Origin of the sequence: Serratia surfactantfaciens (genome assembly GCF_001642805.2) — a bacterium.
GTDB classification, from domain to species: domain Bacteria; phylum Pseudomonadota; class Gammaproteobacteria; order Enterobacterales; family Enterobacteriaceae; genus Serratia; species Serratia surfactantfaciens.
Map to the genome: position 1 here is coordinate 4,154,991 of NZ_CP016948.1, position 19,953 is coordinate 4,174,943.

Consider the following 19,953-nt stretch of genomic DNA (forward strand, 5'->3'; position numbering starts at 1 on the left):
AGATCGGGGGCGCCACGGCGGGCGCCCCTTTGCCGTTGAAGGCTTATTTCTTGTCTTTGTAAACTTCGGCGATGGCGCTGAATTTACCGTGTTCGCGACCCGCCAGAACCACGTAATATTGCCCGCCCTTTTCGTCCGCCAGTTTGGACAGCTCTTCCTTGGCATCCATCGGCGACGTGGTCTGCGCCGTGGTGGTCACGGTGCCGATCTTCTCGTATTTACCCGGGTTTTTATCCAGATCCTCCTTGGTCAGCAGGGTTGCCGCCATGGAGCCGAAAGACACCGAACCCAGCACTGCCGCTGCAATAATCATCTTCAATGATTTCATGACACTAACCTCTCAATGGATAATTTATCTGTTATGAAAGCCGTCAAGAATCCATGCGTAGTACATCAGGCTGCCGCGACATCCTCAGGCTCCGTTGCTTTCCCTGACGGTGCCTGTTTCCCAGAGACGAAACGCCAAAATGAAAAGCGCCGCGTACGGTCTTTTCATTTTGCAGCCAACGCATTGACTCACTAAGTATCGAACAGCTTTGTCTTTTATCCACCCGGCGGTGTTTTTTTTCGCACCTTATTGTGCGTTTTGCCGCCGCATTCAATGTGCTGCAATAAACGCTTCGATCGTCGTCACAAATTCGTCGGGATGAGAGATAAACGGCGCATGAGCGGCCTTAGCCACCATCTGCGACGTGGAGTTCGGCCAGGCGGTATCGAGCAGCTCGGCGACCTTGCGTGGCACCAGCCCGTCCAGATAGCCATAGATCCGCAGCAGCGGCAGATCCAGCGCCGCCAGAGGCGCACGCAGATCGGCGGTGCGCAGGATCTCCAGCCCGCCGTTCAGCACCTCGACGCTCGGCGTCGGCTGGTTGAGCACCACCGCTTTCAGCTGGCGCGCATCCTGACGCGCGCTTTCGGTGCCCAGCGTCTGCAGCGCCAGAAAACGCTCGACGGTGCGTTGGAAATCCAGGCTCAGCTGGTGCTGGAAACCGCTCAGCACGTCCGGACGGATCCCCGGCCACTCATCGCGAGCGGCAAAGCATGGCGAGGAAGCCACGGTGATAAGCCCATTGACCCGCTGCGGCTGCATCAACGCCGCCTGGCTGGCCACCAGCCCACCGAGCGACCAGCCGAGCCACCAGGCCTGCGGCGGGGCGGCCGCCAGCACAATCTCCGTCATCTGCTCTAGCGACAGAGCGCCGAATCCCTGGCTGCGGCCGTATCCCGGCAGGTCGACCAGATGCAGGCGAAAATGCGGCGTCAGTCGCGCCTGAATGCAACTCCACACTTCAGCGTTCAATCCCCAACCGTGCAGCAGCACAAGATCGCGTTCGCCTTCACCTATCGTTTGCCAGTACAGCGCTGTCATTGGTTATTGTCCTTTCATGCCTATTCGTCTCGGAGACGCTATGCTATCAACCCGCGGCCGCTGTTGGCTATGCCGGCAGCCATTAAGCCTGATGCGTCATGGCATCTGCAGCTGCTGTTTGCGCCATCTGCCGGCCAGGCCGCCGTGTTGCCCGTGCTGCGGGCTGCCCGCCGGTGATACGCAAACGCCCTGCGGCCGCTGCCTGCAACGGCCGCCGCCCTGGCAGCGGCTGGTGTTCGTCGGCGACTACGTGACGCCGCTCAGCCTGCTGGTAAAAAGGTTCAAATTTCACCGCGCGCCCGAATTGGCGCCGGCGTTGGCGCGCCTGATGCTGCTGCAGTGGCGGCAGGCGCGCGCAGAGCAGTATCTGAACAGACCCGACCTGATTTTAGCGGTACCTTTGCATGCAACGCGCTGCTGGCGCCGGGGTTATAACCAGAGCGATCTGTTGGCCCGGCAGCTGGCGCGCTGGCTGGGCTGTGCCTATCGGCCCACCGCCTTGCGCCGGGTACGCAAAACCGCCCTGCAACAGCGGCTGAGCGCCTCGGCCCGCAGGCGCAATCTGCAGCGCGCGTTCGCCTGTACCGTGCCGGTCGCCGGCCGGCATATCGCCCTGGTGGATGACGTGGTGACCACCGGCAGCACCGTCTCGGCGATCGCGGCGCTGCTGCGGCGGCAAGGTGCCGCCTCGGTGCAGATATGGTGCGTTTGCCGCACGTTGTAGTGCCACGGCAATGGGCGTATTATAACCGACTATAGAAGTCAACTATTGAGCTAATGCTATGATCCGTATAACAGATGCTGCACAGGAACACTTTGCCAAACTGCTGGCAAATCAAGAAGAAGGCACCCAAATCCGCGTATTCGTGATCAACCCGGGCACGCCGACGGCCGAATGCGGTGTCTCTTATTGCCCGCCGGACGCGGTAGAAGCGACGGATACCGAACTGAAGTTCGACAAGCTGTCCGCCTATGTCGATGAGCTGAGCGCGCCGTATCTGGAAGACGCCGAAATCGACTTCGTGACCGACCAGCTGGGTTCTCAGCTGACGCTGAAAGCGCCGAATGCCAAGATGCGCAAGGTCGATGACGACGCACCGCTGATGGAGCGCGTGGAATACGTGCTGCAATCGCAGATCAACCCGCAGCTGGCGGGCCACGGCGGCCGCGTAACGCTGATGGAGATCACCGACGACAACATGGCCATCCTGCAGTTCGGCGGCGGTTGCAACGGCTGTTCGATGGTGGACGTCACGTTGAAAGAAGGCATCGAGAAAGAGCTCCTGCAGAAGTTCCCGGAACTGAAAGGCGTGCGTGATCTCACCGAGCACCAGCGCGGTGAGCACTCTTACTACTGATACCCGGCGCTCGCGCCACGGTAGATAACACAATGCCGGAAGGGGGAACCCGTTCCGGCATTGTCGTTTTCAGCCCACCGACACCTTGCGGCGCCGTTTATCCAAATCCTTCAGCAGCCGGTTTATCCGCGGATCGGCGAACATCTCCTCCAGCGTCTGGGTCAACTTGCGCCGCCAGTTAGGGTATTGATCGCTGGTGCCGGGAATGTTGACCGGATCGGCCATGTCCAGCCAGTCTTCCGGCTGCAGGCCGAGCAAGGCGCTGGCGCTGTCGGCGACATAACGTTGCAGGCCGCGATTGAGCAGCGGGCTCATGCCGAGCAGCGCCGCCCTTTTGCCCACCTTCTGCGGCACGCAGCCGTAGTGATGCAACCCATCCAGCAACCCCTGCTTGGCGCGTTCCCGGTCGGCGAACAGCTCCCGCAGTATTGCCGCGTCCGGATAAAGCCCCAACCGGTTGCCGAGCGTCAGATCGTCGCTTTGCCAATAGCCGCGCAGCGTCGGCAAATCGTGGGTGGTGATGGTCGCCATCGCCTGCACCGGATAGGCCTGCGGTGCGCGGAAATGGTGCTCGCCGTCGCTTTCGAAATAGAGCACTTTGTAAGAGTAGACGCCGCTGTCGCGCAGCTTGCCGACGATCTCCACCGGCACCGTGCCAAGATCCTCGCCGATCACCATGCAGCGATGACGCTGACTTTCCAGCGCCAGCACCGCCAGCAGATCGTCCACCGGGTATTTGACGTAGGCGCCGCGATCGGCAGTTTCGCCATAAGGGATCCACCACAACCGCAGCAGCGCCATCACGTGATCGATACGCAGCGCGCCGCAGCTGGTCATGTTGGCACGCAACAGATCGATAAACGGCTGATAGCCGCGCGCCGCCATCACGTGCGGATCCATCGGCGGCAGGCCCCAATTTTGCCCCAGCGGCCCCAGAATATCCGGCGGCGCACCGACCGACGCTTTCAGGCAGTACAGCTCGCGGTCGCACCAGGTTTCCGCTCCGCCTTCCGCCACGCCGACCGCCAGATCGCGATACAGGCCGATCGGCATCTGCTGCTGCTGACTCTGCTCAAAACACTGCGCGAACTGCGTGGCCGCCAGCCACTGCAGCCACAGGTAAAAACGGACCGCCTCCTGATGTTCGGCGCAGAACTGCCGCACCGCTTCGCCATCCCCCTGCCGATAACGCTCGGGCCAGGCCGGCCACCCCCACTGACTGACGTCCTCCGCCGCCAAATGGGCATGCAGCGCGTCGAACGCCGCCTGCTGATACAGGCTGTCGCTGCCGTCCGTCACGAACAGCTCGAACGCCTGACGCTGCGCGTCGTTCGGCTTGCGCGCCTGAAACAGCGGGAACGCCAGCTTCAGCGCCGCCAGTTTCAGCTGCATCACGGCGGTATAATCCACCCACTCCGTGGCGCGCGCCTTGGCCAGCTGTTTCTGCGTCGCCGGCTTCTGCCACCAGCGCTGCGCCGCTTCGCTGCGTTGGAAATCCTCCACGGCATTGACATCGATGTACGCCAGATTCAGCCAGCGGCGCGACGAGGGGCTGTAGGGGCTGGCGCTCTCCGGGTTAGCCGGGTACAGCGCATGGATCGGATTGAGACCGACAAAAGCGCCGCCGCGCTCGCCCACCTCTTCTACCATCAGGCGCAGATCGCCGAAATCGCCGATGCCCCAGTTGCGATCGGAACGCAGCGTATACAGCTGAACGCAGGCGCCCCACAGTTTTTTGCCGGTCAGCAAGGCGTCCGGCTCAAAGCAGCGCCTCGGCGCGACGATCACCCGGCATGACCACTGCTGGGCGCCCTGGCTCAACGTCAACTGGTGGTAACCCGCCGGCAGATCGCCGGGCAGCGTCAGGGTCTTGCGCGCGCCGACGCGCCCTTGCAGGCATTCGCCGTCTTCACGCTGCAGCGCCCACAGATATTCGCCTTCGCCCGCCGGCGTCAGCGCCAACGGCGCGCCCTGATAGAATACCTTGACCGCCGGTAACGGCGGCGGCGCGCTTTCCCGTTCGGCAGCGCCCCAGTTCATGGCCGCCAACAGCCTGCGCTTGGTCTCCGGTTCAATCGCCTGCCGCTTGCCGTGGGCATTGATGAAATCGGCAGCGATCCCCGCCTGCGCTGCCGCCTGATCGATACGCTTGCGATCCATTCGCTCTCCTTAACGTTTGGCTTGCCAGATGCGCTGCTGGTAATCGCGAATCGAGCGATCCGAACTGAACATGCCGACGCGCGCGGTGTTAAGGATAGTCCGCCGCGTCCATTCATCCCGATCGCGGTACAGTTCATCGACCCGGCTCTGCGCCTGGCAGTACGAGGCGAAATCCGCCAGCACCAGATAGGGATCGCCGCCTTCCAGCAGACTGTGCAGCATCATGTCGAACGCGTGCTTGTCGCCGTGGCTGAACGCGCCGCTCGCCAGTTCGTCCAGAATCGCCTTCAGGTGTTTGTCTTTCTTGCGGTAGCTGAGCGGATCGTAGCCCTTCGCCAATATCGCCTTCACCTGCTCCACGGTATTGCCGAATATGAAGATATTGTCTTCGCCCACCTGCTCGGCGATTTCGACGTTGGCGCCGTCCAGTGTCCCCACCGTCAGCGCGCCGTTCAGCGCCAGCTTCATGTTGCCGGTGCCGGAGGCCTCTTTACCGGCGGTGGAGATCTGCTCGGAGATATCCGCCGCCGGGATCATCAGTTCGGCTACCGACACGCGGTAGTCGGGAATAAACGCCACTTTCAGGCGATCTTTCACCAGCGGATCGTGATTGATCTTCTCGGCCGCCTGGTTAATGGCGTAGATAATGTTCTTCGCCAGGTAGTAGCCCGGCGCCGCCTTGGCGCCGAACAGGAAGACGCGCGGCACGATGTCCAGATTCGGGTTGTCGCGCAGCTGGCGATACAGCGACAGGATGTGCAGCAGGTTCAGGTGCTGGCGTTTGTACTCGTGCAAACGCTTAATCTGCACATCGAAGATCGCATCCGGGTCGAGCGTCAGCCCCATCACGTCGTGCACGTAATGGGCCAGCGCCACCTTGTTGTCGCGTTTGATCTGCTGATAACGCTGGCGGAACGCCGCGTCGTCGGCGAATTTCTCCAGCCCGCGCAGCGCGTCAAGATCGTTCGCCCACTCCACCTTCAACGTCTCGTCGATCAAGCCCGACAGCGCCGGGTTGCACTGTTTCAGCCAGCGGCGCGGCGTGATGCCGTTGGTGACGTTATGGAATTTATTCGGCCACAGCTGGTGGTATTCCGGGAACAGATCTTTCACCACCAGATCCGAATGCAGCTGCGCCACGCCGTTGACCGCAAAGCCGCTGACCACGCACAGGTTGGCCATGCGCACCTGCTTGTTATGGTGCACCGCCAGCTTGGCCCACACCGCCTCGTCGCCCGGCCAGTGCTTATCCACCAGCTTTTTGAACCTGACGTTGATCTGTTTGATGATGGAGAAATGGCGCGGCAGCAGGCTGCGCACCAATTTCTCATCCCAGCACTCCAACGCTTCCGGCATCAGGGTGTGGTTGGTATAGGCAAAGGTGTTGCTGGTGATTGCCCAGGCCGCCTCCCACTCCAGCTGGTGCTCGTCCAGCAGAATGCGCAGCATTTCCGGAATGGCGATGGTCGGGTGGGTGTCGTTCAGCTGGATCACTTCATACTTCGGCAGTTCTTCAATCTTGCGGCCGGCCTGATGGTGCTTGCGTAAAATATCCGCCACCGAGCAGGCACACTGGAAATACTGCTGCATCAGGCGCAGGCGTTTGCCGGCCTGATGGTTGTCGTTCGGGTAGAGCACCTTGGTCAGCTTGTCGGCTTCTACGCCCTGCTTCTCAGCCTGCAGGAACTTGCCGTCGTTGAAATCGCTCAGGTTGAACGGATGCTGATGAGTCGCCTGCCACAGGCGCAGCGGCTGCGCCACGCCGTTGCGATACCCCAGAACCGGCAAATCCCAGGCTTCGCCGCGCAGGGTGAAGGCCGGACGCCACAGTTCGCGGCCGTCGGCCTGCTTTTCCAGCTTGCCGCCGATGCCCACGTCCACCGCCAGCGCGGCGTTGTGGCGGAACCACGGGTAGCTCTCGCGCTGCCAGTTATCCGGCGCCTCTTGCTGCTGCCCATCGCGGAACGACTGGCGGAACAGCCCATACTGATAATTCAGCCCATAGCCGGTGGCCGGTTGTTCCACCGTCGCCATCGAATCGAGGAAACAGGCCGCCAAGCGCCCCAGCCCGCCGTTGCCCAGCGCCGGATCGGTTTCCTGTTCCAGCAGGTCCGCCAGCTTGATGTTCTGCTCCGCCAGCGCCTGCTCGACGGTGTCGTACCAACCCAGGTTGATCAGGTTGTTCGCCGTCAATCGGCCGATCAGAAACTCCATCGAGATGTAGTTCACGTGGCGCAGCGGCTTGGCGCTTTTACGCGGCGCCGGCTGTGCGGCCAACTGCTCGGCCAGTGCCGCGCTGACGGCTTCCCACCATTGATGTTGCGTCATCTGTTGTGCGGAACTGAGGCCGAACCGTTGCCACTGGCGGGCAAGCGCCGCCAGAAAAGCATCCTTCTTGAGCGTAGGCTGTGACATAAGGAAAACTCTCTATCCAGTAAGTGGGTCAAATTGCCGCTATCGTGCCGGTGAGAAAGCCTGACGGCATCATCCCGCCTGGGGATTAGCTGGGGAGGAGGATTGGGGCGTAGCTGGAATTGTGATCTCAGGCACTTTTTGACTCCCTTGCAACGATGCAAAAAAGCCCGCCAACGCGTGCGGCGAGCACTGAGAACGTTAACCATGACGTTAGCACAAGTATTCGCGCTGCTGAAGTTTTGTCCATGGCCGGAAATGCGATCCGCCATCGCATCGCCGCGCGCCGGCGCCAAACGTAAAAAAGTGTGATCGGCAGCAACTTAACTCCAAGCCGATGCGGAAGCTTGTTGCAATACGTTTAGGGTTGGCAGAAGTTAGGGGGAGCTATTAATTACGAACCATAAAATAATTAGCGCCACTCCAATCCCGGCGGGAACCGCGATTTATACCCTGGAATACTATGCTGATCCCATCAAAACTGAGCCGCCCGGTACGGCTGCAAAATACCGTGATCCGCGATCGCCTGCTGGCCAAACTGGCCAGCGCGGGCAACTATCGCCTGACACTGGTCAATTGCCCGGCGGGATACGGGAAAACCACGCTGATCGCCCAATGGGCGGCCGGCAAAGCCGATCTGGGCTGGTATTCCCTGGATGAGAGCGACAACCAGCCGGAGCGCTTCGCCAGCTACCTGATCGCCGCGCTGCAGCAGGCCAGCGGCGGCCGCTGCGTCAAGAGCGAGGCGCTGAGCCAGAAACACCAGTACGCCAGCCTGTCGGCGCTGTTCGCCCAGCTGTTTATCGAACTGGCCGACTGGCACCAGCCGCTGTATCTGGTCATTGACGACTACCACCTGATCACCAACGACGCCATCCACGAAGCCATGCGCTTTTTCCTGCGCCATCAGCCGGAGAACCTGACGCTGATCCTGCTCTCGCGCACCCTGCCGCCGCTCGGTATCGCCAATCTGCGGGTGCGCGATCAACTGCTGGAAATGGGGACGCAACAGTTGGCGTTCACCCACCAGGAAGCCAAACAGTTCTTCGATTGCCGCCTGGCGGCGCCGATGGAACAGCAGGACAGCAGCCGTCTGTGCGATGAAGTCGAAGGCTGGGCCACCGCGCTGCAGCTGATCGCGCTGTCGGCCCGCCAATCCGCCTCGTCGGCCCAACTGTCGGCCAAGCGGCTGGCGGGGCTGAACGCCAGCCATCTGTCCGACTACCTGGTGGATGAAGTGCTGGACCACGTCGATGCCGATGCGCGCGCCTTCCTGCTGCGCTGTTCGGTGCTGCGCTCGATGAACGATGCGCTGATCGTGCGGCTGACCGGCGAAGACAACGGCCAGCAACGGTTGGAGGAGCTGGAGCGCCAGGGGCTGTTTATCCACCGCATGGACGACACCGGCGAGTGGTTCAACTTCCACCCGCTGTTCGCCTCTTTCCTGCGCCAGCGCTGCCAGTGGGAACTGGCGCTGGAGCTGCCGGGCTTGCACCGCGCCGCCGCCGAAGGCTGGCTGGCGCTGGGGTATCCGGCGGAGGCCATTCACCACGCGCTGGCGGCCAGCGACGTCAGCATGCTGCGCGATATCCTGCTGCAACACGCCTGGTCGCTGTTCCACCACAGCGAACTGGCCTTGCTGGAGGAGTGCCTCAACGCGCTGCCTTATGAGCGCCTGATTCAAAACCCCAAGCTGGCGCTGCTGCAGGCCTGGCTGGCGCAGAGCCAGCACCGCTACAGTGAGGTCAACACCCTGCTGGAGCGCGCCGAGCGCACCATGCGCGAACAGAAAATCGAGATAGACCAAACGCTGCACGCCGAGTTCGACGCCTTGCGCGCCCAGGTGGCGATCAACGCCGGCAAACCGGAAGAAGCCGAACGGCTGGCGACCGAAGCGTTGAAATTCCTGCCGCTGTCGAGCTATTACAGCCGCATCGTCGCCACCTCGGTGACCGGCGAAGTACACCACTGCAAGGGCGAACTGGCGCGCGCGCTGCCGATGATGCAGCAGACCGAGCAGATGGCGCGACGCCATCAGGCGAACCATTACGCGCTCTGGGCGCTGCTGCAGCAGAGCGAAATTCTTATCGCCCAAGGCTTTCTGCAGGCCGCTTACGAAACCCAGGACAAGGCGTTCGAACTGATCCGCGAGCAGCACCTGGAACAGCTGCCGATGCACGAGTTCCTGCTGCGCATCCGCGCGCAGATCCTGTGGTCGTGGTCGCGGCTGGACGAGGCTGAAGACGCGGCGCGCAGCGGGTTGAAAATCCTGGCGAACTACCAGCCGCAACAGCAGCTGCAGTGCATTGCCATGTTAGCCAAATGCTCGCTGGCGCGCGGCGATCTGGACAACGCCAACACCCACCTGCAGCGCTGCGAAACCTTGCTGCACGGCGCCCACTACCATCGCGACTGGCTGACCAATACCGACAAATCGCGGGTGATCCACTGGCAGATGACCGGCGACACCGCCGCCGCCGCCCAGTGGCTGCGCCACACCGAAAAACCCGGCATGGCGGACAACCACTTCACGCAGGGCCAATGGCGCAACATCGCGCGGGTGCAGATCCTGCTCGGCCAGTATGAAGAGGCAGGGGTGGTGCTGGATGAACTGAACGAAAACGCTCGCCGCTTGCGACTGGTGAGCGATCTCAACCGCAACCTGCTGCTCAGCAACCAGCTTTACTGGCTGCAAGAGCGCAAAGGCGAAGCGCAGCAGGCGTTGATCGAAGCGCTGTCGCTGGCCAACCGCACCGGCTTTATCAGCCACTTCGTCATCGAGGGCGAAGCGATGGCGCAGCAACTGCGTCAGCTGATCCAGCTCAACACGCTGCCGGAGCTGGAGCAGCATCGCGCCCAGCGCATCCTGCGCGACATCAACCAGCATCATCGGCACAAGTTCGCGCATTTTGACGAGAACTTCGTCGATAAACTGCTGACCCATCCGCAGGTGCCGGAACTTATCCGCACCAGCCCGCTGACCCAACGCGAATGGCAGGTGCTGGGGCTGATCTATTCCGGTTACAGCAACGACCAGATCGCCGGCGAGTTGGACGTGGCGGCCACCACCATCAAGACGCATATCCGCAATCTGTACCAGAAACTGGGCGTGGCCCATCGCCAGGAAGCGGTGCAGCAGGCGCAGCAGCTGTTGAAGATGATGGGGTACGGTGCTTAAAAACCCTGATATCCCTCTGGTCTTAAACGCCGCAGAGTTGGTTACAATAGCGGCGTCCCCCAATAACGAGGCAGTCAGCAGTATGGAACAGTTCGAAGCGATCAACGTTGAGCAGGCCTACGCCCGCTGGAAAGAAGGCAGCGCCGCCCTGGTCGACATCCGCGATCCGCAAAGTTTTGAAGCCGGGCATACGCCGGGCGCCTTTCACCTCACCAACGCCACCCTGTCGGCTTTCATGCAGCAAAACGACTTCGAGCGGCCGGTGATGGTGATGTGCTACCACGGCAACAGCAGCCGCAGCGCGGCGCAATACCTGCTGCACCAGGGGTTCGACGCGGTCTACAGCATCGATGGCGGCTTCGAGGCCTGGGTCCGTCAGTATCCGCAAGACGTGGAAACCTCCGCCTGATTCCCTCCGCCCGCCGTGCATCGGCGGGCTTCCCCTGCGTTTTTGTGAGCGTTTTCGCGGGTTTTTCGCAGATCCGTTTGCCAGCGCTCAGGATTTCGACGTTATAATCGGCCGTCAGGGTCGCCGGCGCGCAAGCCGCGGCCAAAATCATTCACTTACGACGGAAGAGCAATGGTTAGAGTAATCGCCATATCCAACCCGCGCCTGGCGCTGGCCTTTGTCGACTATATGGCGACCCAGGGCATCCGGCTTGAGCTGCGCAACAGCGGCGAAGCGGCGGAAATCTGGTTGGCCGACGACGGCCACCTCGAGCAGGTGCAACACGAGCTGCAGCAGTTTCTGGCCGATCCGCTCAACCGCCGTTATCAGGCAGCCAGCTGGCAGACCGGCCATACCGACGCCGGCCTGCATTATCAGAGCGAATCCTACCTGCACACCCTGCGCAGCAAGGCCGGGCCGCTGACGCTCGGCGTGATGGTGCTGTGCATCGCGGTCTATATCCTGATGCAGGTGCTGGGCGACGACACCGTGATGTACTGGCTTTCCTGGCCGCAAGACAGCAGCCAGTATTTACAGCTGTGGCGCTGGATCAGCCATGCATTCCTGCATTTCTCCCTGCTGCATATTCTGTTTAACCTGATGTGGTGGTGGTATCTCGGCGGCCAGATGGAAAAACGCCTCGGCGCCGGCAAGCTGTTCGTGCTGGCGGTGGTGTCGGCCTTCTTCAGCGGCTGGGCGCAATCGCTGTTCAGCGGCGCGCTGTTCGGCGGGCTGTCGGGCGTGGTCTATGCGCTGATGGGCTATGTCTGGCTCTCGGGCGAACGGGCGCCGGAGCGCGGCCTGATGCTGCCGCGCGGCCTGATGGCGTTCTCGGTGCTGTGGCTGGTGGCCGGATATTTCGATATGTTAGGAATGTCGATCGCCAACGCGGCACACGTAGCCGGTTTAGTGTTAGGGTTATTGATGGCATTTTGGGATACGCGTCATCGCGCACACAACGAACAATAACAGCCGGGAGCTATGCCCCAGCGGCATAGCGGGCGTTTTAGGGGATTATCGTGAAGCAAACACAGCGTCATGACGCAATTATCGAGCTGGTGCGCCTGCAGGGTTACGTCAGCACGGAAGAGCTGGTCGAACATTTTGACGTCAGCCCGCAAACGATTCGCCGCGATTTGAATGACCTGGCCGACCAGAACAAGATCCAGCGTCACCACGGCGGCGCGGCGCTGCCTTCCAGCTCGGTCAACGCTGCCTATAACGATCGCAAGGTGATGTGGTCGGAAGAGAAAGCCCGCATCGCGCAGCGCGTCGCCAGCCAAATCCCGGATGGCGCCACGCTGTTCATCGATATCGGCACCACGCCGGAGGCGGTGGCCCATGCGCTGATGAACCACAAGAACCTGCGCGTGGTCACCAACAACCTCAACGTCGCCACCCTGCTGACCGCCAAGGAAGATTTCCGCCTGATCCTGGCCGGCGGTGAAGTGCGCACCCGCGACGGCGGCATCATGGGCGAAGCCACCCTGGACTTCATCTCCCAATTCCGCCTCGATTACGGCATTCTCGGCATCAGCGGTATCGATATGGACGGCTCGCTGCTCGAATTCGACTATCACGAAGTGCGCACCAAACGCGCGATTATCGAAAATTCCCGCTGTGTGATGCTGGTGACCGACCACTCCAAATTCGGCCGCAACGCCATGGTCAACCTGGGCAACATGAACCTGATCGACTACCTGTTTACCGATCAGTTACCGCCGCCGAGCGTGATGAAAATCATCGAGCAGTACGACGTGCAGCTGGAGCTGTGCTGATCCGGTCTTAACCTGCGGGGCGCACCGCCGCCCCGTTTCACGCCCCTCTACTCGCCTTGCCCAGCGCCGCCCGCGCGCCCGTGCCATATCCACATCAATTATGTGACTATCATCACCAAACTGTTACCTCTATCACGCCTAAATGTTTTTGTTTGGTTAACTCTTGGCTTGCTTGTTGGTTTTTGATTACAATCATGAGCGAAAACGAACATGAAAGAGCTATTTCGAACATCTGGAGGAAGATGACGTGGAAACCAAAGACTTGATCGTTATCGGTGGCGGCATCAACGGTGCCGGCATCGCGGCGGATGCTGCCGGGCGCGGGCTGTCGGTACTGCTACTGGAAGCGCAAGACTTGGCCTGTGCTACGTCTTCCGCCAGTTCCAAACTGATCCACGGTGGCCTGCGCTACCTGGAACACTACGAATTCCGTCTGGTAAGCGAAGCGCTGGCCGAGCGTGAAGTGCTGCTGAAGCTGGCGCCGCACATCGCGTTCCCGATGCGTTTCCGCCTGCCGCACCAGCCGCACCTGCGTCCGGCCTGGATGATCCGCATCGGCCTGTTCCTGTACGATCACCTGGGCAAACGCACCAGCCTGCCGGGCAGCAAGGGCTTGCGCTTTGGACCAGAGTCGGTGCTGAAGCCTGAACTGAAGCGCGGTTTCGAATATTCCGACTGCTGGGTTGACGATGCTCGCCTGGTGGTGCTGAACGCGCAGGAAGTGGAAAAACGCGGCGGCGAAGTGCGCACCCGCACCAAAGTGACCCGCGCATGGCGTGAAAACGGCCTGTGGATGGTGGAAGCGGTCGATATCGACAGCGGCAAAACCTTCACCTGGCGCGCCAAAGGCCTGGTGAACGCCACCGGCCCGTGGGTGAAAAACTTCTTCGACGACGGCCTGAAGCTGAAATCGCCTTACGGCATCCGCCTGATCAAAGGCAGCCACATCGTGGTACCGCGCGTGCACGATCAGCCGCAGTCTTACATTCTGCAGAACGAAGACCACCGCATCGTGTTCGTGATCCCGTGGAATGACGAGTTCTCCATCATCGGCACCACTGACGTGGAGTACAAAGGCGATCCGAAAGACGTGAAGATCGACGAGAACGAAATCGCTTATCTGCTGAAAGTGTACAACGACCACTTCAAGAAGCAGCTGGGCCGCGACGACATCGTCTGGACCTATTCCGGCGTGCGTCCGCTGTGCGATGACGAATCCGACTCACCGCAGGCGATCACCCGCGATTACACGCTGGACGTGCACGACGAACAAGGCAAGGCGCCGCTGCTGTCGGTCTTCGGCGGCAAGCTGACCACCTACCGCAAGCTGGCCGAACATGCGATGGAAAAACTGGCGCATTACTACCCAGGCTGCGGCCCGGCGTGGACCAAAAACGCCACGCTGCCGGGCGGTGACATCGACGGCGACCGCGACAGCTACGCGGCCAAACTGCGCCGCGCGCACGGCTGGCTGCCGGAAGCCCTGGCGCGTCGCTATGCCCGCACCTACGGCAGCCAGAGCGAGCTGATCCTGGCCGGCGCTAATGGCCTCGCCGATCTGGGCGAAGATTTCGGCCACGGTCTGTATGAAGCCGAGCTGCGTTACCTGACCGAGAAAGAGTGGGTCGTAGAACTGGACGACGCTATCTGGCGCCGCACCAAGCTGGGCATGTGGCTGGACGAGGCGCAGCAGGCGCGCGTGAAAGCCTGGCTGGCGGAACACGCGAAAACGAAAGCGCTGTCTCTGGCTTCCTGAGCCGCAGCGTCACAAAAAAGGGCCGGTTATCCGGCCCTTTTCTTTTGCTCTCACGCTTTACAGTTTCACCGGCTGAATGTGCCAGATTTCATCCGCGTACTCCTGAATGGTGCGATCGGATGAGAAGTAGCCCATATTGGCGATATTCAGCACCGCACGCCGCGTCCACTCGTCCTGATTGAGATACACCTCGTCCACCTTGTCCTGCGTGTCCACATAGCTGCGGTAATCCGCCAACAGCTGATAGTGGTCGCCGAGGTTCACCAATGAGTCGAACAAATTGCCATAGCGTTTCGGCTCCTCCGGGCTGAACACGCCGGTGGCGATCTGCGTCAGCGCCTGATGCAGCTCAGGGTCTTGCTCATAGTACTGGCGCGGGTTGTAACCGTTGCGGCGCAGTTCCTCGACCTGCTCGGCGGTATTGCCGAAGATAAAGATGTTCTCCTCCCCCACATGCTCGCGCATCTCGACGTTGGCGCCGTCCAGCGTACCGATGGTCAGCGCGCCGTTCAGCGCGAACTTCATGTTGCTGGTGCCCGAGGCTTCGGTGCCCGCCAGCGAGATCTGTTCCGACAGATCCGCCGCCGGAATGATGATCTGCGCCAGGCTGACGCCGTAGTTCGGAATGAACACCACCTTCAGCTGGGTATGCACGCGCGGATCGTTGTTGATCACTTTGGCCACGTCGTTGATCAAGCGGATAATTTGTTTGGCGGCATAGTAGGCCGAGGCAGCCTTACCGGCGAAGATCACCACCCGCGGCACGCGCTCGATTTCCGGATCGTCCAGCAAACGGTTATACAGCGTGATGACGTGCAGCACGTTGAGCAACTGGCGTTTGTACTCGTGGATACGCTTGATCTGCACGTCGAACAGCGCATCCGGATTGACCACCACGTTGAGCGTTTTGGCGATATGCAGCGCCAACCGCTCCTTGTTCTGCCGCTTGGCGCGCTGCACCGCCTGCAGGAAGCTCGGGTAATCGATGTTGGCTTTGATCTCGCTCAGTTGGCTGAGATCGGTGCGCCAATTATGGCCGATGCAGTCGTCCAGCACCGTCGCCAGCGGCGGGTTGGCCAGCGCCAGCCAACGGCGCGGCGTCACCCCGTTGGTTTTGTTGCAGAAACGATTGGGGAACAGCCGGGCGAAGTCGGCGAACAGCGACTGCACCATCAGTTCGGAATGCAGGGCGGAAACGCCGTTGACCTTATGGCTGGCCACTACCGCCAGCCACGCCATGCGCACCCGGCGGCCGTTGGTTTCGTCGATGATCGAGACGCGCGCCAGCAGATCGTTGTCGCCCGGCGCCACTTCCTGCACCATCTTGAGGAAGTGATCGTTGATTTCGAAAATCAGCTGCAGATGGCGCGGCAGGATGCGGCCCAGCATATCCACCGGCCAGGTCTCCAGCGCCTCGCTCATCAACGTGTGATTGGTGTAAGAGAACACCTGCTCCACCACTTCCCAGGCGTCGAGCCACTGGAATTTGTGTTCGTCGATCAGCCGGTGCATCAGCTCGGGAATCGACAGCACCGGGTGGGTGTCGTTGAGGTGAATGGCGATCTTGTCCGCCAGGTTGTCGAAGGTTTTGTGCATCAGCCAATGGCGGTTGAGAATATCCTGCACCGTGGCCGACACCAGGAAATACTCCTGCCGCAGCCGCAGCTCTCGCCCGGAAGAGGTCGAGTCGTCCGGATACAACACGCGCGACACGTTTTCCGAGTGGTTTTTATCTTCCACCGCCGCGAAGTAGTCGCCCTGGTTGAATTTGCCGAGGTTGATCTCGTTACTGGCCTGCGCGCTCCACAGCCGCAGGGTGTTGGTGGCGTCGGTGTCGAAACCGGGGATTACCTGATCGTAGGCGATGGCCACGATCTCTTCGGTCTCCAACCAGCGCGCCTTGGCGCCCTCCTGCTGCACGCGGCCGCCGAAGCGCACCTTGTAGCGGGTGTTGTGGCGCGGAAACTCCCACGGATTGCCGTATTCCAGCCAGTAGTCGGGCGATTCCATCTGCTGCCCGTTGACGATGTTTTGCTTGAACATGCCGTATTCGTAGCGAATGCCATAGCCGCGCCCCGGCAGCGCCAGCGTCGCCAGCGAATCGAGGAAGCAGGCCGCCAGGCGTCCCAGACCGCCGTTGCCGAGGCCGGGGTCGTTCTCTTCTTCCAGCAGTTCCGCCAAACTCAGGCCCATTTCGTTCAGCGCGTTGTCGATGTCCTGATAGATGCCCATCGACAGCAGCGCGTTCGACAGGGTGCGGCCGATCAGGAACTCCATCGACAGGTAATACACCTGCCGCACGTCTTGCGACAGCTGGGCGCGGTTGGAGCGCAGCCAGCGCTCCACCATGCGATCGCGCACCGCGAACAGCACGGCGTTCAGCCAGTCGTGCCGGTTGGCGATGGCCGGATCCTTGCCGACGATAAACATCAGCTTATAGGCGATGGAGTGTTTCAGCGCTTCCACACTGACCGTAGGTGAGGTGTAACTAAACGGTGAAGTCATGGCTTTTTAATCCCTTGTAGGGAGCCCAGCCATCCGCCGCGGAATAGCTGGCCCCGCTGAACATGGACGCGGCACGCCGCGCCCCGACAATCAACCCAAACGGCTGCCCGCCGCGCGTCAACCCGAGACGCGAAACGCGGGCTACAAGCGTTGATAAAGCGACAGATACTCTTTCGCCGCCACCGGCCAGCCGAAGTCCACGCTCATGGCGTGACGCTGAACGTGGCGCCAATGTTTCGGCCGGCTCCACAGCACCATGGCGCGGCGAATGGCATTGCCGAGCGCGACGGCGTCGCAATCGTCGAACACGAATCCGCTGGCGGTGCCGTCGGCCAGGTTTTCCAGCGCGCAGTCCACCACCGTGTCCGCCAGCCCGCCGGTGCGGCGCACCAGCGGCAGCGTGCCGTATTTCAGGCCGTAGAGCTGCGTCAGCCCACAGGGCTCGAAGCGGCTCGGCACCAGAATCACGTCGGCGCCGCCGATGATGCGGTGGGAGAAGGATTCGTGGTAACCAATCTGCACGCCAACCTGTTCAGGATAGTCGGCGGCGGCGGCCAGAAACGCCTGTTGCAGCACCGCGTCGCCGGCGCCCAGCAGCGCCAGCTGCCCGCCCTGCGCCAGCAGTTCGGGCAACGCCTGCAACACCAGGTCCAGGCCTTTCTGGCTGGTCAAACGGCTCACCACCGCGAATACCGGCAGCGATTCGTCCACCTTCAGCCCCATGGTCTTTTGCAGATGCAGCTTGTTTTTGACCTTGCTTTTCAGATCGTCGGCGTCATAGCGGGCGGTCAGCCGCGGATCGTGGGCCGGATGCCAAATCTTGTCGTCGACGCCATTGAGGATACCGCTCAACCTGCCCTGCCGCTGCCGCTCCTGCAGCAGCCCCTCCATGCCGTAGCCGAACTCCGGCCGGGTGATTTCGCGCGCATAGGTCGGGCTGACGGCGGTCACGTGGTCGGCATAAAACAGCCCGGCCTTGAGGAACGACATCTGGCCGTAGAACTCCAGGCCGTAGACGTCGTAAAACGACGCCGGCAGCCACAGTTCGGTCACGTGATGGGCGGAGAACAGGCCCTGATAGGCCAGGTTATGCACCGTGAACACCGAACGTGCCGGATGGCCGTTGGCGGCCAGATAGGCGCAGGTCAGGCCGGCGTGCCAGTCATGGGCATGCACCAGCTGCGGGCGCCAGTAGCGGTCCAGCCCCTTGGCCAGCTCGCAGGCCATCCAACCCAGCAACGCAAAGCGGCGGTGGTTGTCGGGGTAGGCGTACATGGATTGATCGTGGTACGGGCTGCCCGGCCGGTCATACAGCCAGGGCGCGTCGATCAGATAAATGCCCACGCCATGGTAGGTGCCGTAGCGCAGGCCAACGCGGCCGGCGAACGAGTCGATTTCCGCCACCAGCACGGTGTCCGGAATGCCGTTGCGTACGTCAGGGAAAGCGGGCAATAGCACCCGAACATCGGCGCCTTCGGCGATTTGCGCCGCCGGCAGTGCGCCAACCACGTCTGCGAGCCCCCCTGTTTTCAGCAGGGGGAACATTTCAGAACATACGTGTAAGACCTGCATTATCACTCCTGAAAGTCGGCCGAAGGCCTCTGGATAAGAAATAAAGCAGGCTTGCCGCTGTTATGCGTGCCGCGTTGCGCAAGCCATCGAACCGTTCATCGGGTGGCAGGCTATCGTTCCGCCACCCACGTTAACTCACAATTTTGACAACATTTCGCGCGTCACCAGCACGATGCCGCCTTCCGAGCGATAAAAACGCTTGCTGTCCTCATCGGCGTTTTCCCCGATCACCATGCCTTCCGGAATATGGCAGGCGCGGTCGATGATGCAGCGCCGCAGGCGGCAGGAACGGCCGACGTTCACGTCCGGCAACAATACGGTAGAGTCGATGGTGCAGAACGAGTTCACTCGCACACGCGGGAACAGCACCGAATGCACCACCACCGATCCGGACACGATGCAGCCGCCGGACACCAGCGAGTTCATGGTCATGCCGTGGCTGCCGGAGCGATCCTGCACGAACTTGGCCGGTGGCAGCGGCTCCATGTGGGTGCGGATCGGCCAGGCGCGGTCATACATGTCCAGCTCCGGCGTCACCGACGCCAGATCGAGGTTAGCGCGCCAGTAGGCGTCCAGCGTACCCACGTCGCGCCAGTAAGGCGGCAGGTCGGGGTTGGACGTCACGCAGGACAAGGTAAACGGATGCGCCCACGCCGCCTGCTGCGCGGTGATTTTCGGGATCAGATCCTTGCCGAAATCGTGGCTGGAACCGGGGGTCGACATATCCTCTTCCAGCAATTGGAACAGATAGGCGGCATTAAAAATATAGATGCCCATGCTGGCCAGCGACATATCCGGGTTACCCGGCATCGCCGGTGGATCGGCGGGCTTTTCCAGAAACTCGATGATGCGGTCGCTTTCATCCACCTTCATCACGCCGAATTCGCTGGCTTCGCTGCGCGGCACCGGCAGACAGGCCACGGTGCACTGAGCGCCCTTCTCGACGTGATCGATCAGCATGCGCGAGTAATCCATCTTGTAGATGTGATCGCCCGCCAGGATCACCACGTATTCGGCTTCATAACGGCGAATGATGTCCAGGTTCTGGTACACCGCGTCGGCGGTGCCCTTGTACCAATGTTCGGTGCTGAGGCGCTGCTGAGCCGGCAGCAGATCGACGAACTCATTCATCTCCTCGTTAAGGAACGACCAGCCGCGCTGAATGTGCTGCACCAGCGTGTGCGACTGGTATTGCGTGATCACGCCGATGCGGCGAATGCCGGAGTTCAGGCAGTTCGACAAGGCGAAATCGATGATGCGGAACTTGCCGCCAAAGTGGACGGCGGGCTTGGCGCGGGTGGAGGTCAAATCTTTCAGACGTGAGCCGCGGCCGCCGGCCAGGATCAGCGCTACGGATTTAATCGGCAGCTGGCGCGCCAACATCAGAGGGTCTTTATTTTCAAACCTAACCATAGCG

Annotated in this window: 14 protein-coding genes; 7 read left to right on the forward strand and 7 right to left on the reverse strand. The window is 61.4% G+C overall.

Annotated elements, in window-relative coordinates; translation table 11 throughout:
- Window positions 1-43: 43 nt before the first annotated feature.
- A complete protein-coding gene (locus ATE40_RS19530) occupies window positions 44-328 on the reverse strand; it encodes a YdgH/BhsA/McbA-like domain containing protein (RefSeq protein ID WP_019455164.1) in 285 nt (94 codons plus the stop codon).
- A 270-nt stretch (window positions 329-598) separates the two neighbouring features.
- The gene (bioH, locus tag ATE40_RS19535; RefSeq protein ID WP_019455165.1) at window positions 599-1,369 is read right to left on the reverse strand and encodes a pimeloyl-ACP methyl ester esterase BioH; all 771 of its coding nucleotides are present in this window, start codon (window positions 1,367-1,369) and stop codon (window positions 599-601) included.
- Between the two features lie 40 nt (window positions 1,370-1,409).
- Between bioH and gntX the strand changes: the two genes are divergently transcribed.
- Window positions 1,410-2,093 carry a DNA utilization protein GntX gene (gntX, locus tag ATE40_RS19540; protein WP_063918390.1) on the forward strand — a complete coding sequence of 228 codons (684 nt, stop codon included), beginning with the start codon at window positions 1,410-1,412 and terminating at the stop codon, window positions 2,091-2,093.
- Between the two features lie 58 nt (window positions 2,094-2,151).
- A complete protein-coding gene (gene nfuA, locus ATE40_RS19545) occupies window positions 2,152-2,727 on the forward strand; it encodes a Fe-S biogenesis protein NfuA (RefSeq protein ID WP_004930777.1) in 576 nt (191 codons plus the stop codon).
- Between the two features lie 69 nt (window positions 2,728-2,796).
- On the opposite strand, the gene malQ is transcribed toward nfuA, so the two are convergent.
- The gene (gene malQ / locus ATE40_RS19550; protein ID WP_063918389.1) at window positions 2,797-4,887 is read right to left on the reverse strand and encodes a 4-alpha-glucanotransferase; all 2,091 of its coding nucleotides are present in this window, start codon (window positions 4,885-4,887) and stop codon (window positions 2,797-2,799) included.
- A gap of 9 nt (window positions 4,888-4,896) precedes the next feature.
- Window positions 4,897-7,302 (reverse strand): maltodextrin phosphorylase, encoded by a 2,406-nt coding sequence (malP, locus tag ATE40_RS19555; RefSeq protein ID WP_019455169.1) that lies wholly within the window; start codon window positions 7,300-7,302, stop codon window positions 4,897-4,899.
- A gap of 460 nt (window positions 7,303-7,762) precedes the next feature.
- Here malP and malT point away from each other — a divergent pair, with 460 nt between their 5' ends.
- The 5 genes from malT to glpD all read left to right on the forward strand — a co-directional run bounded on the left by malT (window position 7,763) and on the right by glpD (window position 14,459).
- The gene (malT, locus tag ATE40_RS19560; RefSeq protein WP_033631899.1) at window positions 7,763-10,477 is read left to right on the forward strand and encodes an HTH-type transcriptional regulator MalT; all 2,715 of its coding nucleotides are present in this window, start codon (window positions 7,763-7,765) and stop codon (window positions 10,475-10,477) included.
- 82 nt (window positions 10,478-10,559) lie between these two features.
- Entirely contained in the window at window positions 10,560-10,886 is a 327-nt protein-coding gene (gene glpE / locus ATE40_RS19565; RefSeq protein ID WP_063918388.1) for a thiosulfate sulfurtransferase GlpE, read from the forward strand.
- Between the two features lie 171 nt (window positions 10,887-11,057).
- A complete protein-coding gene (gene glpG / locus ATE40_RS19570) occupies window positions 11,058-11,894 on the forward strand; it encodes a rhomboid family intramembrane serine protease GlpG (protein ID WP_019455181.1) in 837 nt (278 codons plus the stop codon).
- A gap of 50 nt (window positions 11,895-11,944) precedes the next feature.
- Window positions 11,945-12,703, forward strand: a complete 759-nt coding sequence (locus ATE40_RS19575; RefSeq protein WP_004930797.1) for a DeoR/GlpR family transcriptional regulator — start codon at window positions 11,945-11,947, stop codon at window positions 12,701-12,703.
- A 247-nt stretch (window positions 12,704-12,950) separates the two neighbouring features.
- Window positions 12,951-14,459, forward strand: a complete 1,509-nt coding sequence (gene glpD, locus ATE40_RS19580; RefSeq protein ID WP_019455182.1) for a glycerol-3-phosphate dehydrogenase — start codon at window positions 12,951-12,953, stop codon at window positions 14,457-14,459.
- A gap of 57 nt (window positions 14,460-14,516) precedes the next feature.
- Here glpD and glgP read toward each other — a convergent pair whose 3' ends face one another.
- The 3 genes from glgP to glgC all read right to left on the reverse strand — a co-directional run bounded on the left by glgP (window position 14,517) and on the right by glgC (window position 19,949).
- Window positions 14,517-16,964: a glycogen phosphorylase gene (glgP, locus tag ATE40_RS19585; protein ID WP_063918387.1), complete on the reverse strand. Its 2,448-nt coding sequence runs from the start codon at window positions 16,962-16,964 to the stop codon at window positions 14,517-14,519.
- 141 nt (window positions 16,965-17,105) lie between these two features.
- Complete coding sequence (gene glgA, locus ATE40_RS19590; RefSeq protein WP_063918386.1) at window positions 17,106-18,536, reverse strand: glycogen synthase GlgA; 1,431 nt, start codon at window positions 18,534-18,536, stop codon at window positions 17,106-17,108.
- 135 nt (window positions 18,537-18,671) lie between these two features.
- Window positions 18,672-19,949 carry a glucose-1-phosphate adenylyltransferase gene (gene glgC / locus ATE40_RS19595; RefSeq protein ID WP_019455185.1) on the reverse strand — a complete coding sequence of 426 codons (1,278 nt, stop codon included), beginning with the start codon at window positions 19,947-19,949 and terminating at the stop codon, window positions 18,672-18,674.
- Window positions 19,950-19,953: the final 4 nt, after the last annotated feature.